The 17,110-nt window shown below is 43.4% G+C and carries 16 protein-coding genes; 7 read left to right on the top strand and 9 right to left on the bottom strand.

All coding sequences use genetic code 11. The features are described from left to right. Positions 1–300: 300 nt before the first annotated feature. On the bottom strand, positions 301–1,155 hold the full coding sequence (locus tag EO95_RS05000; RefSeq protein WP_048132717.1) for a winged helix-turn-helix domain-containing protein: 855 nt from the start codon (positions 1,153–1,155) through the stop codon (positions 301–303). Positions 1,156–1,806: 651 nt separating this feature from the next. Here EO95_RS05000 and EO95_RS04995 point away from each other — a divergent pair. The 4 genes from EO95_RS04995 to EO95_RS04980 all read left to right on the top strand — a co-directional run bounded on the left by EO95_RS04995 (position 1,807) and on the right by EO95_RS04980 (position 5,706). Beyond that, positions 1,807–2,037 (top strand): hypothetical protein, encoded by a 231-nt coding sequence (locus EO95_RS04995; protein WP_235282869.1) that lies wholly within the window; start codon positions 1,807–1,809, stop codon positions 2,035–2,037. Positions 2,038–2,058: 21 nt separating this feature from the next. Next, the gene (gene mtaC, locus EO95_RS04990; protein WP_048132713.1) at positions 2,059–2,835 is read left to right on the top strand and encodes a methanol--corrinoid protein MtaC; all 777 of its coding nucleotides are present in this window, start codon (positions 2,059–2,061) and stop codon (positions 2,833–2,835) included. Between the two features lie 10 nt (positions 2,836–2,845). Beyond that, the gene (mtaB, locus tag EO95_RS04985; protein ID WP_048132711.1) at positions 2,846–4,231 is read left to right on the top strand and encodes a methanol--corrinoid protein co-methyltransferase MtaB; all 1,386 of its coding nucleotides are present in this window, start codon (positions 2,846–2,848) and stop codon (positions 4,229–4,231) included. Positions 4,232–4,566: 335 nt separating this feature from the next. After that, a complete protein-coding gene (locus EO95_RS04980; protein ID WP_048132766.1) occupies positions 4,567–5,706 on the top strand; it encodes a UDP-N-acetylglucosamine--N-acetylmuramyl-(pentapeptide) pyrophosphoryl-undecaprenol N-acetylglucosamine transferase in 1,140 nt (379 codons plus the stop codon). Positions 5,707–5,833: 127 nt separating this feature from the next. Here EO95_RS04980 and EO95_RS04975 read toward each other — a convergent pair whose 3' ends face one another. From EO95_RS04975 to msrB, 3 genes are all read right to left on the bottom strand, one after another. Continuing rightward, positions 5,834–6,478, bottom strand: a complete 645-nt coding sequence (locus EO95_RS04975) for an HAD family phosphatase (RefSeq protein WP_048132710.1) — start codon at positions 6,476–6,478, stop codon at positions 5,834–5,836. A 150-nt stretch (positions 6,479–6,628) separates the two neighbouring features. After that, positions 6,629–6,796: a hypothetical protein gene (locus tag EO95_RS04970; RefSeq protein WP_235282868.1), complete on the bottom strand. Its 168-nt coding sequence runs from the start codon at positions 6,794–6,796 to the stop codon at positions 6,629–6,631. A gap of 160 nt (positions 6,797–6,956) precedes the next feature. Next, positions 6,957–7,361, bottom strand: a complete 405-nt coding sequence (gene msrB, locus EO95_RS04965) for a peptide-methionine (R)-S-oxide reductase MsrB (protein ID WP_048132706.1) — start codon at positions 7,359–7,361, stop codon at positions 6,957–6,959. A 218-nt stretch (positions 7,362–7,579) separates the two neighbouring features. On the opposite strand from msrB, the gene EO95_RS04960 reads away from it, so the two are divergent. Further along, positions 7,580–8,029: a hypothetical protein gene (locus EO95_RS04960; protein ID WP_048132704.1), complete on the top strand. Its 450-nt coding sequence runs from the start codon at positions 7,580–7,582 to the stop codon at positions 8,027–8,029. 22 nt (positions 8,030–8,051) lie between these two features. Here EO95_RS04960 and EO95_RS04955 read toward each other — a convergent pair whose 3' ends face one another. From EO95_RS04955 to EO95_RS04935, 5 genes are all read right to left on the bottom strand, one after another. After that, positions 8,052–9,263 (bottom strand): ABC transporter permease, encoded by a 1,212-nt coding sequence (locus tag EO95_RS04955; RefSeq protein ID WP_048132701.1) that lies wholly within the window; start codon positions 9,261–9,263, stop codon positions 8,052–8,054. A gap of 439 nt (positions 9,264–9,702) precedes the next feature. Continuing rightward, the gene (locus tag EO95_RS04950; RefSeq protein ID WP_048132698.1) at positions 9,703–10,251 is read right to left on the bottom strand and encodes a flavodoxin family protein; all 549 of its coding nucleotides are present in this window, start codon (positions 10,249–10,251) and stop codon (positions 9,703–9,705) included. A 126-nt stretch (positions 10,252–10,377) separates the two neighbouring features. Further along, positions 10,378–11,001, bottom strand: coding sequence for a flavodoxin family protein (locus EO95_RS04945; protein WP_235282867.1), 624 nt, complete (start codon positions 10,999–11,001; stop codon positions 10,378–10,380). Between the two features lie 240 nt (positions 11,002–11,241). Then, complete coding sequence (locus EO95_RS04940; protein ID WP_048132763.1) at positions 11,242–11,958, bottom strand: hypothetical protein; 717 nt, start codon at positions 11,956–11,958, stop codon at positions 11,242–11,244. 664 nt (positions 11,959–12,622) lie between these two features. Then, the gene (locus tag EO95_RS04935; RefSeq protein WP_048132696.1) at positions 12,623–14,716 is read right to left on the bottom strand and encodes a DUF2341 domain-containing protein; all 2,094 of its coding nucleotides are present in this window, start codon (positions 14,714–14,716) and stop codon (positions 12,623–12,625) included. 257 nt (positions 14,717–14,973) lie between these two features. On the opposite strand from EO95_RS04935, the gene EO95_RS04930 reads away from it, so the two are divergent. Both EO95_RS04930 and EO95_RS04925 read left to right on the top strand, forming a co-directional pair. Continuing rightward, positions 14,974–15,489, top strand: a complete 516-nt coding sequence (locus EO95_RS04930) for a deoxyuridine 5'-triphosphate nucleotidohydrolase (RefSeq protein WP_048132694.1) — start codon at positions 14,974–14,976, stop codon at positions 15,487–15,489. A 99-nt stretch (positions 15,490–15,588) separates the two neighbouring features. Continuing rightward, the gene (locus EO95_RS04925) at positions 15,589–16,392 is read left to right on the top strand and encodes a 2-amino-3,7-dideoxy-D-threo-hept-6-ulosonate synthase (RefSeq protein ID WP_048132691.1); all 804 of its coding nucleotides are present in this window, start codon (positions 15,589–15,591) and stop codon (positions 16,390–16,392) included. Positions 16,393–17,110: the final 718 nt, after the last annotated feature.

Here is a 17,110-nt window from a genome sequence, read left to right as displayed (position 1 = left end):
GAGATTAAATAAGGTCTTAATTAAGATTATTTGGAGTTATTTCGGATTGAACAGGAATTTTTCAGCTACCCGGGATAATTTCCAGCAACTCGAATAATTTCCAGCAACTCGAATAATTTCCAGCAACTCGAATAATTTCCAGCAACTCGAATAATTTCCAGCAACTCGAATAATTTCCAGCAACTCGAATAATTTCAGTAACTCGAATAATTCCAGCAAATCTGGAGAATCTCAGTCACCTTATTTATTTTGGATTAAAGCTTCAAACCTGTATTAAATCTGCTAATACATCAGTAGATATCAGTGAAGGCTTAACAACATAGATTCCGATAAAGCTCCGTTTTCGGATGTGCATATAACACTGTCAATGCTCTTCTCACCCTCAACCTTTAATGACCTTGATTTATAGAAATCAAAGAGCTCTCTTGCCCAGGAAATAGCCTGAGGCTCGGAACAGCACATATAGTCGTGATAGAACCTACCCTGGCTGTCAAAGAGAGAAATCATCATCCCGCGATCAGAGACAATAAGCTCGGCAATTTTTACACCATCCTGACAGACGAAAAGTTCGGTGTTCTCCAGAGTGGCAAATTTCCTTATTTTCCGTTCATAGTTGTGCAGGAACTTCTCGAGTACCGATTCCGTAAAAATAAGGGAAACCTCTGAATCAAGCCTTCCGAGCTTTGAATAAAGGGGAAGGAACTCAGGCCTGTAAAAGGATGAAAAAACCATGAGATAGCAGGAAGATGAAAAGAACTTCAAAAGTTCCGTACTCGGTTCGAATATCTGGCTGGGATCGGATTTGACCAGCTTGCAGTCCTTAAGATCCCCTATCCTGCCAAGAAGATACTGAGGGATTCCACCCAGGTCATGTTCAATCCAATAGTTGTCTTTTTCAACCAGGGTTAGGACGTCAACAAGGGATCTGACTTTTTTGAACACCTGATCCCCCATATCTGTCAATTCATAGCTGCCATTTTTGTGAATAACCAGATTACTGTCCGTGAACCTCTTGATCTGGGGTAAGATAGCTGTGGGAGAAACATCGAGAAGGACTTTAATTTCTTCCATTGTTCGGGGTTCTTCTCCCAGGAGTAAGAGGAGGTCTCTTCTTTTCTGGGAACGAAATACTACATCTATTAACTCAGATTTCATTCAAACCACTTCTATCTCTTTTTTTGTAAATATAGGATATCTGCATCGTGTGACACCGTAATGTTCGCACAGGAACGAATAAAGATTTACATTCCGTTCGGGTTCTGTACGACCTTAATAAGAGGAAGAGTTTACGCCATATACTGGGGATAACCGATATGCCCATTTATATAAAAGAATTTGGATGAATAATTTAAAACGCAATATGGGCAAGATAAAATATTTTTACCAGTGAGGAAAAGAGGGAGAAGTTAAAGGAAAAACGACATCATTAGCCAGAGTTCAAAAAGATAATAGCACCCCGACTATGGATATTAAATGTATATGTGTGACTGAAAGAGTAAATATGAACATTGAAATTTTTAATAGGCTTTATCTAAATAACGACATTGTTTAAAAAAAGTTAGATTGTTTAAAAATAAAAATGCCCTGAAAAATGTTGAGGAGGAGATTCCAGATTTGCCCCAAAAATTTAGAGCTCCTTTATCAGGAGAGAAGAACTGGAAAGATTAGAGGGTTGAAAATAGCATCTTGTCCTCAAAATTTCAGACCCCGTGTTGCCCTGTAAAAATCAGGAAAAAATTTCCGTCGGTTATGGTATATGGGATAATTTCCCCTAATTACGCTGTAAACACATGTCAGCATGCAGACATGAGCTACAATAAAAAAGGAAAAGTTCCGGGAACAGGAGAAAGAAATTCTTTCACCGGTATTGTACTTCAGAAATCTGGAATTTACACCCTCAAAGATAGAGAAACTTCAGATATTTCTCAGGGTACTACCACAGAAAGAAAAAGCTTTACAAAGGCAAAACCGGAACATCCAAGACCTTATAAATCCGGAAAACTGCAGATCCGGAACGTCAAGGACCTTTTTGTTTAATCTAAATGGAGGTTTAGAAATATGTTGGACTTTACAGAGGCAAGTCTGAAAAAGATATTAACCAGATACAATGTGGCTCTGGAGAAGGAGATGACTCCTGAAGAAGCCGCAGAAGAGCTTTATCCTAAAGACGAATTTGTTTACCCGATTGCAAAAGCCATCTTCGAAGGAGAAGAAGATGATGTAATCGAGGGTCTCCAGGCAGCAATGGATGCAGGCCAGAACCCGATCACCCTCATAGACGATGCCCTCATGGTCGGTATGGGCGTTGTCACCAAGCTCTACGATGATGGAGTAATTTTCCTCCCTAACGTCATGATGTCTGCTGACGCCATGCTCAACGGTATCGAATTCTGTAAGGAAAACTCCGAAACTGCCCCTGTAACAAAGGGAACTGTTGTCTGCCACGTTGCAGAAGGTGACGTTCACGACATCGGAAAGAATATCGTTACCGCTCTCCTCAGGGCAAACGGCTACGATGTGGTTGACCTCGGAAGGGATGTCCCTGTTGACGAAGTTGTTGCATCAGTTATTGCAAACAAGCCTCTCATGGTCACCGGTACTGCACTCATGACCACCACCATGTATGCATTCAAGGAAGTTAACGACAAGCTCGTTGAAAAGGGTCTAAAGGTTCCATTCGCATGCGGTGGCGGCGCAGTTAACCAGGACTTCGTGTCCCAGTATGCACTCGGTGTGTACGGTGAAGAAGCAGCTGACGCCCCCAAGATTGCTGATGCAATCATTGCAGGTACCAACAATATCGCAGCATTAAGAGACAAATTCCACAAGCACTGAGGTGAATGAGATGGCAGCAACAAGATACACTTCAATGGCATATGCAAGTGCAGACGAAATGAGCTTCGGTGTATCCAAGCACCCCGTAAAGGCAGGCCTTGGCCTTGAGATCGGTGCTGGCTACACAATTCCTGAAATTAACTACGCTCCTAGACCTGAAGCAGGTGCATCCAAGGAAAAACTCATAAAGGAATACGAGAGGATCACAACCGACGTTATGTCAAGAATGGTCCAGGTCGGTTTCCCAGCAATTATCCTTGAAACTGAACACGTTCAGCAGATGTCCAACAACCCCTCCTGGGGAGCAGAAGTTGCACACGCCCAGAAAACCATCATGGAAGAATACCACGATGAATACGGCATAAAGTGCGCACTCCGCCACACCATTGGTGACATCCGTGAGAACAGAGAATTCCCCCAGCTCAGAGGCGACAAGTACTCAGTCTTCCTCGAAGCCTTTGAACAGTGTGCCAAATCCGGTGCAGACCTGCTTTCCGTAGAGAGCATGGGTGGTAAGGAAGTATTCGACCACGCCGTACTCAGGAACGATATCCCCGGTATGCTCTACTCAATCGGCTGCCTCGGCTCCATGGACATGGAAATGATCTGGTCCGACATTGCAGCAATTGCAAAGAAGACCGGCACTGTAGCAGCTGGTGACACCGACTGCGCCCAGGCAAACACCGCAATGTTCATCGGCGGCGGACTGCTCGACAAGAACCTTGCCCACACCCTCGCAATCATCGCAAGGGCAATTTCCGCCCCCAGATCCCTCGTCGCATACGAATGCGGTGCAGTTGGCCCCGGAAAGGACTGCGGCTATGAAAACATCATTGTCAAAGCCATCACCGGTATGCCAATGACCCAGGAAGGTAAGACTTCCACCTGCGCTCACTCCGACGTAATGGGTAACCTCATTATGCAGTGCTGTGACTGCTGGTCCAACGAGTCCGTTGAATACCACGGTGAATTCGGTGGTACCACAGTTCAGTGCTGGTCCGAGAACCTCGCATACGACTGCGCCCTCATGAACACCGCTCTTGAAACCAAGAACGAAAAAGTTCTCAGGGACCTTTTCATGCTCTCCGACAGGTACAGAGACCCCCAGTCCTACGTGCTTGCATACGACAACGCATACAAGGTCGGCCAGGCAATTGTTAAGGACGGAAACGATATCTACCTCAGAGCAAAGAACGCTGCAATCGAATGCTGTGACATCGTCAGCGAAGGTGCTGCAGGCAAGCTCGCACTCTCCAGGTTCGAAACCAAAGCACTCGCAGACGCAAAGGCATCCCTGGACTCCCTTACGGACGACATGGACAAATTCATGGACGACTGCCTCACAAAGTACAAGAGTGAAGTTAAAGTCTTCCTTCCGGAGAACTACGGCTTATAAGCCCTCAGTTCTCTTTTTTTCGTTTTCCAGTTTCATTTACTTTATACTGCACATTTTTGTTTTTCACATTACATTTCTGCACATTTCAGTACTTTTCGATTCTCTTCACTTTTTTGGCCCGCAAACCTTTAGCCCGGAGTTTTACTACATTCATATGACTTTAATGGTCAACAGTAGAACTAATTCAGGCAGCCCGTGCCCATTTTAATTGGGCATCCGATCATTTAGAATAGTTATCTGCCCATTAATACAACATCTACAGGAAAGTGGACAGATGGAAGACAGTAAACCTTTGAGTGAGTAGTCCTGAAGCCGGAAGAAAAGGAGTTGTGCTGATGAAAATAATAATTTTTATATGCGGGGAAGGGCTTGGCCACACAAGCCGCTGCCTTGCCCTGGGGAAAGAAATGATGAGTGCAGGGCATGAGGTTCACTTTGGAGCATATGGATACTCGAAAGAGCTTATCGAAAAGGTAGGTTATAAGGCCCACGACATTCCCTCGGAAATCAAGCTGGTGGGAAAAGCAGGAGCTTTAGACTTCACAGGGTCGGTAGAAGCAACCTTGAAAAACGCCCAGCTCCTGGGTGGGCCAAAAATCCTGAAGCTAACCAGAGATATTGGCCCTGATGCCGTGGTTTCGGACAGTTATTACCTTGGAATCCTTGCCGCAAAAGCCCTCAAGCTCCCCGTTTACCTAATCCTTAACCAGTCGAACATGGAAGAGTTTTTCAAAAGCAGGGGTGTACCCATAAGACTTCTCGGGGAACTGACCAAAAAGGTGTACAACCAGATTTTCGAGATGGTGGACAGGATAATCATCCCTGACTATCCCCTCCCCTACACGGTCTGCAGGAAGAACCTGAGTTTTACCCACAAAATCCGGGAAAAACTTTTTTACAGCGGCCCCCTGGTCCAGAAAAAGTACGACGAAGTTGAAGAAATCTCCCTCAAAAAGCCCCACATCATCTCCCTTATTGGAGGTTTCGGGTACAGGGAACCGATTTTCAGGAAAGTGCTCGAAACCGCAAAGCTCGATTCCGGCATCCACTACACTCTCATTTCCGGCCCTAGCCTTGACCCTTCAAAATTCACTGATCTTCCGGAAAACGTGCAGGTACTCCAGTTCATAAAAGACCCCTTCCCCTACTTCAAGAGTTCCGATGCCGTGATCGCCCCCGGAGGGCACAGCACAATGATGGAAGCTTTAAGTTTCGGAATCCCGATCATCTCTTTCCCGGACGAGGGGCACAACGAACAGGAAAGCAACGCCGAAGTGGTCGAAGAAGAGGGCTACGGAAGAAAACTAAGTTACTCTACCCCTCCGGCGGTCATTCTGGAATGCATCCGGGAAGTCCTGGAAGACAGGGCGTATAGGAATAAGACCGAGCGGCTCCGCAAGCTTGCAAACGAGCTGGACGGGCCAAAAGCCATCAGGGAACTGCTCGAAAAAGAAGCAGGACCAGATGCCTCCTGAAAAGCCTCTTTTCCAGCCTTTTCGAACATTTGCCTTAAATGTAGCCTGAATTGAATTTTTCCGGCTCTGGAGATAAAATTCAATCATGCATCAGACCAATCATGCATCAGGTCAATCATGAATCAGGTCAATCATGAATCAGGCTTTTGAAATACCTGAAAAGCTCAACATGGTTTTCAAAGATAAGGTCTGCATGCTGCAGCCTTTCGGGCCCGAGTGTACTTGAAACCGCCACACAGTAAAGCCCTGCGTTTTTTGCAGCTTCAATTCCCATAGGGGCGTTTTCCACAACCAGGCACTCGTCCTCCGGCAGGGAGAGTTTTTCAACTGCTTTCAGGTAAGGCTCAGGAGCAGGTTTTCCGTTCTCAACGTCCGAACCCGTGACAATGACCTCGAATATGCCGGAAAAGAAATTTTCAATTACAGTCCCCACAACCAGACGGCTTGAACCTGAGACCAGGGCGAGCCGAAACTTATCCCTCAGCTTGTCCAGGCAACTGACCACACCTTCAAAAGGCTTTATCAGGCTGAGGTCAAGAATTTCCCGCTTTCTTCGGGGAATAGACTCAAAATCCTCAGGCCCGGGGTTTTTTCCTGATTTTTCGAAGATGGATCTGACTATTCCCCGGTCATTTCCACCTTCGATTTCATAGATATCTTCCCTTTTGATGGAAATCCCTGCTTCCCGGAAAGCTTCAACCCATGCGTCAGCATGAAAACGCATGGAATCCACAAGGACGCCGTCCACATCAAAAATAATTGCTTCGAACATCTGCCCTGAAAATTGGTGTAATTTATAATAAAGCTTATGAAAGTACCCATAGATAAAGATTCTATATAGAAATGCTCGCCCAGGTCAGATAAATCATGCTATCTTTCGACCCGCCGGCTTTCCCGCCGGCTCCCTCCAAAAGACTGCCCATCATTTCAGATACCTGTCGTACAGGTACCCGGCCAGCCAGTATCCGAGAAAGGAAAAAAGAAGGGTTCCCGGAGCAAAGATGGGAGATTCATACCCTTTCAGGCTAAACAGCAGATTAAAAAGGGCAAGGTAAAGAAACAGAAAGATGATAAACCCGACCAGCTCCACCTGTGTTTTAGAAGGTTTCAGATTTCTTCAAGCCCCCTTTTAAGCTCCCTTGATTTCATCCTTCGGGCCTTTTGGACCTTATTTCACAATTGAATTTTCCTTATTCAAATTTACCTTATTCAAATTTACCTTATTCAGATTTTCCTTATTCGGATTTTCCTTATTCGGGTTTCTTCTTGAAGTCAAGGGAAACGGCATTTATGCAGAAGCGTTTTCCCGTAGGTTTCGGCCCGTCATCGAAGACATGCCCCAGATGCCCTCCGCAGCGGGAGCAGACAACTTCAACCCTGCGCATGAAATGGCTGGTGTCTTCCTGAAGCCTTACTTTGTCGCTGGCAATAACATCAGAAAAACTGGGCCAACCGGTCCCTGACTCGAACTTGGTATCGGAAGAAAAGAGTTCCTGCCCGCAGGCGGCACAGGTATAGACCCCTTTTTCTTTGTTATAATAAAGATCCCCCGAAAAGGGCCTCTCGGTACCTTTCTGCCTCAAAACGTGATATTGTTCAGAAGTGAGAACCTTTTTCCATTCCTCTTCTGGTTTCTCGATTTTATCTTGTGCCAGTCACAAACCCCCTTTATGCATATAACTCAATTATGCCGGAAATATTATTATCCTTCGGGTCAGGGGAAATCCTGACTTATCCCAAAGGAAAGAGCATTGTGTGCTATTGGAGTATTGTATGCTACATAATTATAAAGAATGGTGCATAAAAAGAGTGGTGCATAATGATTCAACAGGAATTACATTGCAGGAATAAGAATTCGTGAGTCTGGGGTGCCATGAAGGAAAACCGGGGGAAAAGAAAAGACCACAGTATAATAACAGCTTTCCTTGTATTTTTTCTTCTTACGGTGGTGTTTGGCCTGATAGTTTCCATGCAAATCCACCTGGGAAAATTTACTTTTCCATTCTATCTTGTTGTTTCCGGAATGTTTCTTTTTGCTACATCCCTGGAAACAGAGAGTCGTATTGGAGAATGGATTGCCTCTTTCAGCTGGACTCTTAACATGTTTGGCCTGCTACTCTTTTACCAGTACGTAACAGGAAACTGGGAAAGCTGGGTTTACACCTGGCCTCTTATATTCCCGGTAGGACCGGGCCTGGGCCAGCTGATTTATGGAGCAGTGAAAGCCAGAAGAGAGCCTTTTGAGCGGGGGAAGGTTCTTATCCGGATGGGGCTTGGGCTTTTTGTTCTGACCCTGATAATTTTCAAGCTCTTTTTTCAATAATTTGAGGTTAGTTTAGAGAATCTTATTCGTATCTGAGCGAGTCCACAGGCTTCATTTTTGCGGCTTTTCTTGCGGGATAGACGCCTGAGACGAACCCGACAGCGACAGCAACGAGAAACCCGGCAACAATCAGGCTTAACGGGAAGACCACAGGCAGGTTAAGGAGGGTTTCCACGCTGTATGCGCCTGCAATTCCAAGAGCGCCTCCGAGAATACCTCCGAAGACTCCAAGCAGGATTGACTCGATCATGAAAAGAAAAAGGATGTCAAAGCCTGTGAAGCCAAGAGATTTGAGCACTCCTATCTCCCTTGTCCTTTCGGTAACGCTTACGAGCATGATGTTCATGATCCCTATGGAGCCTACAAGAAGGGAAATCAGGGCAACCGCTGTCAGGAAAGAGCTTAGTGCTGCTGCCATCATGTCAGTCTGCTCTAAAACCTCAGCCTGGTTCACCATCATGTAGGGCCGCGAATCTTTGTCCTCAAGGTCCCTTTCGGAAATCCCGAAGCTCCGGGCAAGGCGCCTGTCAACTTCATCCGAGGTATCCTGAATTGTTGCAGGGTTTTCAGCCATTGCAAAAACCCCTCCATAGTCCGTTTCGCCAAGGATCTCATTCATGACATCAATAGGGATAAGGACAGCTTCGTTATCGTTGTACGCCTGGACCATGGTATTATCCGGGTTCTGGATAATTCCTTTAACCTTGAAGGTTTTTGTGATTTTCTCGTCTTCTCCTACCCTGAAGGTTATATCTATGGAGTTTCGGGCCGAGATGTTCCGGCCAAACTTTTCGTTTGCAATATCGTGCCCGATAATTGCGACATACCCATCATTATCATTAATAAAGGTGCCTTCCCGAAGCTGGGTATTTGCAACCTCATCATAATCTCCCCCTACCCCGCTTATCATGATGCTTTTGGTCTCGGACATGTACGTAACTTCAGCAGTCTGGGACTTCAAAGGCGAAACTCCGGACACGCCGGGCGTATTTTCAACTATCTTCAGCTGATTGTCGTAAAAAAGCTTTGGCTGCATCCCCTGAATATAAATGAAATTTGAGCCGATGTTGTTTACTTCATTCGTAAAGTGCTGGTTGAAGCTTGCCCCAAGGGACACGTTTGCAATCACAGCCGCAACTCCGATAACGATTCCAAGCACCGTAAGGGTCGAACGCATCTTTGCACTTTTAATGCTTCCAAGCGCTATTTTTCCTGCATTGAAAAAGGGGATCATGAATGGGGGCTCCGTTTTGCAGCTTTTTAGGGGGAAAGATAAATTAAAGAATTGAAGACCAAAACTGATTTTCTTAAACTTTATTTAAAAGAATACATCAAACATATAAATCCTGCTAATTATAGGAACGTTAATCGGGGGTAAAAGAAAAGAGCTCTTGACGGGACCGGCGGGGTTGCAGAGTATCCTGAAGAGTTCAATAACTTGTAAGGACAATAGCGTGTAAAAACGCATTTAAAAGATTTGAAATTGAAAAATCCGGAGCCAGGCGGCATGAAATCAGAATATGAATTCATGCTTTATGGCTTTAATCTATCAAATTATTTTCCGTGCCAGATTATTTTTCACATCAGATTACTTTCTTTAATTAATTTCCTATAAAAAGAATGGGAAATAGATTCCCATAGCAATAAATTTATAGAATATCTCTTTTTGTGTTTTACAGGCTTTTGCCGATTTCTTTTGCTTGTGCAAGGATTTCAGGCTGTTGAAGAATATCTTCAGGAGTGTAGGTTCCTGCTGCAACTATACTTCCTTTGACATCGAAGTTCATGAAGGAAAATAGGCCTTCTAAATGGGCAAAATAATGTTTAAAGGCATCTGGATCTGGGGCACCCTGGGTATAGGCCAGGACGAGTTTTTTGGGAACCTTAAGACGGGAGGAAAGATCAGGATTGAGCAATGCAACCAGCCTGTCTACGAAAAGTTTGGTCTGGGCTGTAATCTCCCACATATATAGGGGAGAGCCGAGCACAACAGCATCAGCTGCCTGGACTTCTTCATAAAGCTGCTGCATATCATCATCGATTACGCATTTACCTTCGGTTCTGCAGTTCGTACAACCTTCGCAGGGGTTGATATCCAGTTTAGAGAGGTTGTAGGCTCTTACCTCAGCGCCGTTTTCTGCAGCCCCTTCGAGAATTGCATTTACAAGTTTTGTGGTGTTTCCGTCTACTCTCGGACTTCCAATTAATCCTAAAACTTTCACTTGAAATACTCCTCCGAAAAAAAGAATAAAAAAATTAGACAGATGATTCAACAAAGGTATAAAATATTTCCGAAAAAATCTGACTGAAGACGGATTTCCTCTACAAAATAGATAAAATAGAAGATTTCAGAGAGACTCAGTCAAACTTGATTCGACCTTTCTGTACTCCGGGCCTGGAATGTGTGAAACCGAGACCAATTTCCCAAGGGCCTTTGCTTTCTCCAGCAACCTGGGCCTGAATTCAACTTCAAGCTTATCCGTGCCTGCTGCAACGATTGTATCCAGAACATCAAAACCCAGATAGTAAAGAAGACCTGCTGTGTATTCGAAATACGGTTTAAAGGCATCCCTATCCTGAATTCCCTGAGTAAAGACAAGGATTAGTTTTTTATTGTCAAACCTGCTCGAAAAATCCGGCCTTAAGAAAGCTGTCATGCGGTCAATAAGGAGTTTTGTCTGGGCTGTCATCTGCCACATATATACAGGAGAACCGAGTACAAGAACATCTGCAGCCTGAATTTCTCGATAAAGTTTCTGCATATCATCATCTATAACACAGCAACCGTGCTCCTGGCACCTGCAGCAGGCATCGCAGCCTTTGATGTCAAGAGAGGCAAGGTTATAGACTACAGTTTCTGCCCCCTTTTCCGCAGCTCCCTCAAGAACTGCATTAACAAGTCTTGAGGTATTACCATCGACTTTAGGACTACCCACCAATCCGAGAACTTTAATGCTAGAACCCCCGTTCAAATTTAAAATACAGAATATAAAACATTTTTACGCAAAAGTATAAACGACTGGTCAGGATAAAAACGTTTCTCTTACAAAAAAAAATTATTCAGTTTGGATAGAAAAACCCGGGAAAAAGTAAATAGAGACAAAAGTAAATAGAGACAAAAATAAATAGAGACAAAAATAAAAAAAGAAAAAGAGAGAATAATTCTGCTGATTTAGTTTTACTGGTTTGATCGGTTAGCCTGGTTCTGCTGATTACCTTTTAATGACCATGAACGCACCGAAAAGCGCTGTAACAAAAAGCAACCCCGTGAAGAATATTGAATAACCTGCTTTTGCAGCATCTTCGCCTTCCTCATCACCTGCTTGAGTAACAGGCTCCTGCATGTCAACAGAACTATCTGTCACTCCCTTTGCAAAACTGGCTTCTTCAGAATTTCCTGCTTCTGTGGAATACTCAGATGATACAGAATCTTTATTCACAATTTTTACATCGCCTTCTGAATCACTGCTGCTACTTGAATCCATACTGCTTGAACTCGTATTTATGTCAGCAGAGGAAACGGAACCTTCGAGATCAACTTCAGTTATCGTTCCCGGAGTTTTGGTTGTAATCGCTTCAATTTCAGAGACAGGTATATTTAAACTGGTTATATTTCCATTGACATAGAACTCTACAGCCTCAATATTAGTATAGTTTTCAGGAGTGAGATTCAGGTTCAGGCTGTATTTACCTTCTTCTCCTACGGTACTTTTTGCAATTAGCTCTCCTTCATAATATGCCAGAATCTCAGAGCCCTCAGAGACAGGTTCTCCATTAACATCCAGCCCACCATGCAGGATGAGCGGCAGGTCAGGCACATCTCCAATCGAATCGTTTTCCTCAGATAAGGCAGTCACACTTAACACTGCAAACACAGACAATATCATCAGGCTTAAAATAAGCACTCCTAACTTTCGGTACTTAATCAAAACTACTTCCCCCAACTCCATTTAGATTAATGTAAAGCTAATGAACCCACTACCCTGATTTTGATCCCTGCTTCATCCAGAAAACAGCTGCATAATCTGCAGGTGCCTCGTCAGAAAAGCAGGTTTCTAGTCAGAAAGGGTTTTTGTTTACAGGTTTTTTGTATCTCTTTTGTTCAGGCAGGATTTACCCACCAACAAAACTCACAGATATTTTATTTGAAAATATTTCCTGCCCGGAAATGTAATAGGACAAGAGTTATTGGAATATAATATAATTAGATATTATATATAGCAGTATTTTGAAAAATAATAATTAATTTATAATAATAATCTGCTCCGCCTTCATGGTCATATCGACCAAACTTGACTCAGAACATTTAGAAAACTGTTTTAGCACCCTGCACGCAGGTTCCAGATGTCAAACGATGAAACAATGCAAATCCATGCAGCAATGTAAATGAAGGAAATAGGGGCTATGCGAAAAAAAGGGAAAATGGCTGAAAAAGAAAAAAGAAGGGAAGAAAAAGATTTTTTTTCTTCGTTTGTTCTTAATTTGTTCTTCGTTTGTTCTTAATTTGTTCTTCGTTTGTTCTTAATTTGTCCTTCTTTTGTTCTTCCTTTTGCCCATTTCTCTTTACTAGCCTGCTATTTTCCTGATTTTGTTTCAATTTTTCTTTGCCTTAAGAAAAGCAAATGCTCCAAGCCCTGCAAGCAAAACAGAGAGCGTTTCAAACCCGGGTAATGCTGACTTCGGTTCTTCGGGTTCGGCCTTCACAGGCAGGGCTTTGTAGGTCTCATAATTGGAAATTGAAACTCCCATAAAAGCCGAATCATTGGAATAATATTCCACCAGGGTAGCAAAAAGGTTCTGTATTGAATACTTATCCTCAAAGCCTTCGTCTACGGAAATTTCGATTATTCCTTTTGAGTTCACACCTCTTATTTCACCCATCTCGAGTGCAACCGCATCCTCAATATCCGATTCAGAGATCAGGCCTTTCTTCTCACGGTCATAAGCCCTGACAATAAAGAAATCTACAAGAGGAGCAATTTTTTCAACGTTTGATGTAGCATAACCGGGAGGAAGACTTGCTGAAATGGACACTTTTTCTCCGGCTTTTTCCCGGGCAGCCTCAAAAAGGGGTATATAGTCCATACAGCCCTCTTCAGAATCGGAATCCTGAGAAGTTTTCATGTAGATGTTGATTCCATCAAAAGGTGCGAGCGACTTTTCATTATAGTCAAGGATGGCGTTCAAAGAAGACTGAGAGGTGTTCATAGCTCCTTCTTCTGTGCAGTTGAGCTCCTCAAAAAGCACTGCATACACTGTCATTCCTTCTTCATGAGCCATTTTTACAAAACGCTCATACTGCCAGACATCTTCACCGTTCATGCTCAGGAAGATGGTATCGATTCGGGAGGAATCAAAATCTTTTGTAAGTGCAGAGAAATCAAGCTCGTATGGAGAAGAGAGCTTAACTCCTGAAACATCGACACTGTACCTGGGGAACAGGGTTTCCGGGACTTTGGTCTCATTTCCACTCTGGTTTTCCTGTATCTGTACTGGTGTTTCAGAGGTTTCTTCAGTAACTGAAACCTCAGGAACAGGAGCTTCAGTCTCAGGGGTGGTTTCGGATTCGGAAATAGAATCAGGTTCGGAAATAATATTTTCTGTGGAGGTTTCAGTTTCGATCTGATCCGAAGCGAACTTGACAGATGGCTCGGATTCTACAAATTTGCGGACGAAAGCATAGTCTACAGCCATATAGCCCGTATTCTTCGAGGCATCGGAATAAGAAGCTGCATAAAGATAAACATGCATTGGGAGGTTTGTAATATAATCATTTGAAGCATAATCCATCCTTGCATCCCGGACTCCGTTCTTAAACCAGGCTATCTTGCGGTTGTCATTTTCTTCGTACCAGGCGATTCCCGACGTATACCATTCTCCTTCAGGAACACGGACATCGGTCCGGTCAAAAGTGTTAAACCTCTCCTTCCTGTAAGATGTCTCCCAACGCACACGGCTCTCATTGGCAAATTCAGTCTCGTGCTTGATCTCGTTTTTCCTGTTACTGATCTGATCTATGAAACCCTGTCTCAGCAGAGGCCCTCTCTCATCGGTTCCTGTGGTAACCTTCATTCTTTTGACCACGAACATGGAATTAATTCCAAAACTGTCTTTGCTGTAGATCAGAGAGGAATCATAAGCATGAACCTTGGGAGCTGACACATTACACATGCCATTTTTGACTTCAACCATGCCTCCGCCTGCACTTTCAGTGTTCCATTCAAGCCCCTGGAGTTTATCCCCCTCAAAGCCGTCGAAAAATTCGAAGGTTTTTTCTCCGTTACTCACTGCCTCAGCCACCGGATTTCCGCACTTCAGAAGAAGCGTGGTGCTCCTGTTCGCAGGTAGGAAGGGGATCTTGACCCAGATAAGAGCTTTTTCAGCTTCCGGGTCCCAGGTTTCAATCCAGTAACTGAGTGTTCGTCCTCCGGAAAAGAAACGAAGGTCAGACCCGTCTGTTTTTGCCTGTGAGAAATTAAAGTTAAAAGAATTCAGGTTGATAGGAACCTGATAACCTGTTAGATTTTTTCCGGAATGTTCAGTAATTACAATATCCTGAGAATAGGCTTCAGTATCAGTTATTGCAGATGGAACCAATAGATCATTCGCTGTAGCCAGCGCAAAGCCAGTCATCAAAACCAGGAGAAAAATAGAAATAATCCCACACGTGATCAGTCTCTTTTTCATATTTAGCAGCCTCTTTTAAGCCCTTTAATCAAACACGATAAAAAATACTATCAAGAAATTATTAACCATAACAGATATTATTTATTTTACATACTTATTAACCCAAAAACAATAAACCTTTTCATAAGTACTTGCACAGAATAATAACTAAAATAATAATAGTTAAAATAATAATAGGAATTTGTATAAAAATATAGTGAGAGAGAAGATAGAGAGTCCGAAACGGTAATAAAGAATCTTTACAATTACAGTTTCCAATGACGCTTCTATCCAGCAATGAACTGAAAAAACTTATACAGGCAAACCCCCCTTTGCTTGAAAACGCAATTGATATCGAAACCCAGATCCAGCCAAACGGGCTTGAGCTGACCCTGAAAGAGATAAAAACAATAGAAGGTGCGGGAGCTGTCGACTTTGACAACTCAGAAAGGAAAGTTCCCGACGCAAAACCCCTGGAATTCGGGAGCGATGGGTGGATTCACCTTCCGAAGGGGATATATAAAGTACTCTTTAACGAGATCGTAAATATTCCCATGAACCTGGCTGCAATTGCAAAGCCAAGGTCAAGTCTTATTCGCTGCGGAGCAACCCTTGAAACCGCGGTATGGGATGCGGGTTACAGGGGACGCAGCGAATCTATGCTTGTAGTTTATAACTCAGAGGGCTTCAGGCTTAAGAAAAACGCCAGGATTATGCAGCTCCTTTTCTATACCCTTAACAGCGAAGTAGAAGAAGGATATTCCGGAGTCTACCAGAACGAAAATACAAAATGAGCTTTCTGAGAAGAGAAACAGTATTTTGACGTAGGAAAGAGGCACCTGTAGAAAATATATAGATAAAGTATATATTATTAGATCGGTATATCACACCCTATGAGTACTATAGGGAAATCCGTAAGGATGGAGCGTATTTTCAACCGAACTACGGGTAATGCCATTATCATTCCCATGGACCATGGAGTTGGTGCTGGCCCCATTTCAGGGCTTACAAACCTTCAGGACGCTGTAAATAAGGTTGCCGAAGGTGGAGCTAATGCCGTACTAGGGCACATGGGACTTGCCAAACACGGGCACAGAGGATACGGGCACGATGTGGGTTTGATAATCCACCTCTCAGCCTCAACCTCCCTTGCTCTTGATCCGAACCATAAAGTTCTTGTAACGACTGTAGAAGAAGCCATAAAAGTCGGAGCTGACTCAGTATCTGTTCATATTAACATAGGGGCTGAAGACGAATATGAAATGCTGCAGGGGCTCGGCTATGTTGCAGGAAAATGTGATGAATGGGGAATCCCTCTTCTTGCGATGATGTATCCTCGCGGGAAAAAGGTCCGTTCCGAATACGACGTGGATGTAGTAAAACATGCGGCCAGAATCGGGGCTGAGCTCGGGGCAGACATTGTCAAAACAAACTACACCGGAAGCCCTGAAACTTTCAAAGAGGTTGTCGAGGGATGCCCCGTACCTGTGATTATTGCAGGCGGTCCCAAGATGGGGTCAGAAAAGGAACTGCTGGAAATGATCGAGGGTTCCCTTGAAGCAGGTGGACGTGGTGTTGCAATAGGAAGAAACGTCTTCCAGGCAGAAGACCCCACAGGTCTTGTGCGGAGAATTGCAAAAATCGTCCATGGAGGTATGACTGCAGAAGAAGTGATAAAACTGGGCAGCAATGTCTGAAACCCAGACGCTTAAAGGAAGTAAGTAAATTAATAAATAATCAAAGTAAGGAACTTAATTAAGATATTGATTTTATATACAGGAGCGGGAAATTTACCTTTCAGGAAATTTCTCGTTATTTCTTCCAGTAGAAATTAAGGATGAGCTATTTTTCAGGAAAAAATTATCCTTCAGATACATAACAAACAAAAATGAAGAACTGACGTAAGGACTTCAACTAAGCTTTAAATGACAGATACCACTTAGTTGAAAAACTCATTCGGAATTACAAAAGTTATAGAAAAATAAGGCTCTTCACTATTTCGGGTGGGTAATTTATAACTTCCTAAATGTGAGTACAACACATATACTATTTGAAAACATTAAGTGTGGAAAAACCACATTCAAGATCAATGTTTCTCTTCTAGGTAGAGTCATTTTTCAACTGAAACATTATTTTCAACCCATACAAAATAACGAAGAGCCAAAAATATTTATATTTCCCCCACATTAAAAAATAGTGTGACCAGTGTTTCGAGCCCAGTTACTACAATGACTACTCAAACAGTACCTAAAGAGTTCCTCATTGTAATGTTCTTTATTTTGATAATCTTTGTTTTCTATTTATATTACAGGAAAAAGAGAAAGTGACATTGTTGACAGTTTCACTACACCCTGGATGCCAGAGACTCCCTGGATGCCAGAGACTCCCTGGAACCACATTAGAGATATGTCCAGA

Origin of the sequence: Methanosarcina sp. 1.H.T.1A.1 (genome assembly GCF_000979295.1) — an archaeon.
Taxonomy (GTDB): Archaea; Halobacteriota; Methanosarcinia; order Methanosarcinales; family Methanosarcinaceae; genus Methanosarcina.
The sequence above is the reverse complement of the archived record's forward strand: the minus strand, read 5'-3'. Positions and strand labels throughout refer to the sequence as shown.

Coding starts and splice junctions, on each gene's coding strand:
- EO95_RS05000 (WP_048132717.1), bottom strand. CDS start 1,155: ATGAAATCTGAGTTAATAGATGTAGTATTTCGTTCCCAGAAAAGAAGA.
- EO95_RS04995 (WP_235282869.1), top strand. CDS start 1,807: ATGAGCTACAATAAAAAAGGAAAAGTTCCGGGAACAGGAGAAAGAAAT.
- mtaC (WP_048132713.1), top strand. CDS start 2,059: ATGTTGGACTTTACAGAGGCAAGTCTGAAAAAGATATTAACCAGATAC.
- mtaB (WP_048132711.1), top strand. CDS start 2,846: ATGGCAGCAACAAGATACACTTCAATGGCATATGCAAGTGCAGACGAA.
- EO95_RS04980 (WP_048132766.1), top strand. CDS start 4,567: ATGAAAATAATAATTTTTATATGCGGGGAAGGGCTTGGCCACACAAGC.
- EO95_RS04975 (WP_048132710.1), bottom strand. CDS start 6,478: ATGTTCGAAGCAATTATTTTTGATGTGGACGGCGTCCTTGTGGATTCC.
- EO95_RS04960 (WP_048132704.1), top strand. CDS start 7,580: ATGAAGGAAAACCGGGGGAAAAGAAAAGACCACAGTATAATAACAGCT.
- EO95_RS04955 (WP_048132701.1), bottom strand. CDS start 9,263: ATGATCCCCTTTTTCAATGCAGGAAAAATAGCGCTTGGAAGCATTAAA.
- EO95_RS04935 (WP_048132696.1), bottom strand. CDS start 14,716: ATGAAAAAGAGACTGATCACGTGTGGGATTATTTCTATTTTTCTCCTG.
- EO95_RS04930 (WP_048132694.1), top strand. CDS start 14,974: ATGACGCTTCTATCCAGCAATGAACTGAAAAAACTTATACAGGCAAAC.
- EO95_RS04925 (WP_048132691.1), top strand. CDS start 15,589: ATGAGTACTATAGGGAAATCCGTAAGGATGGAGCGTATTTTCAACCGA.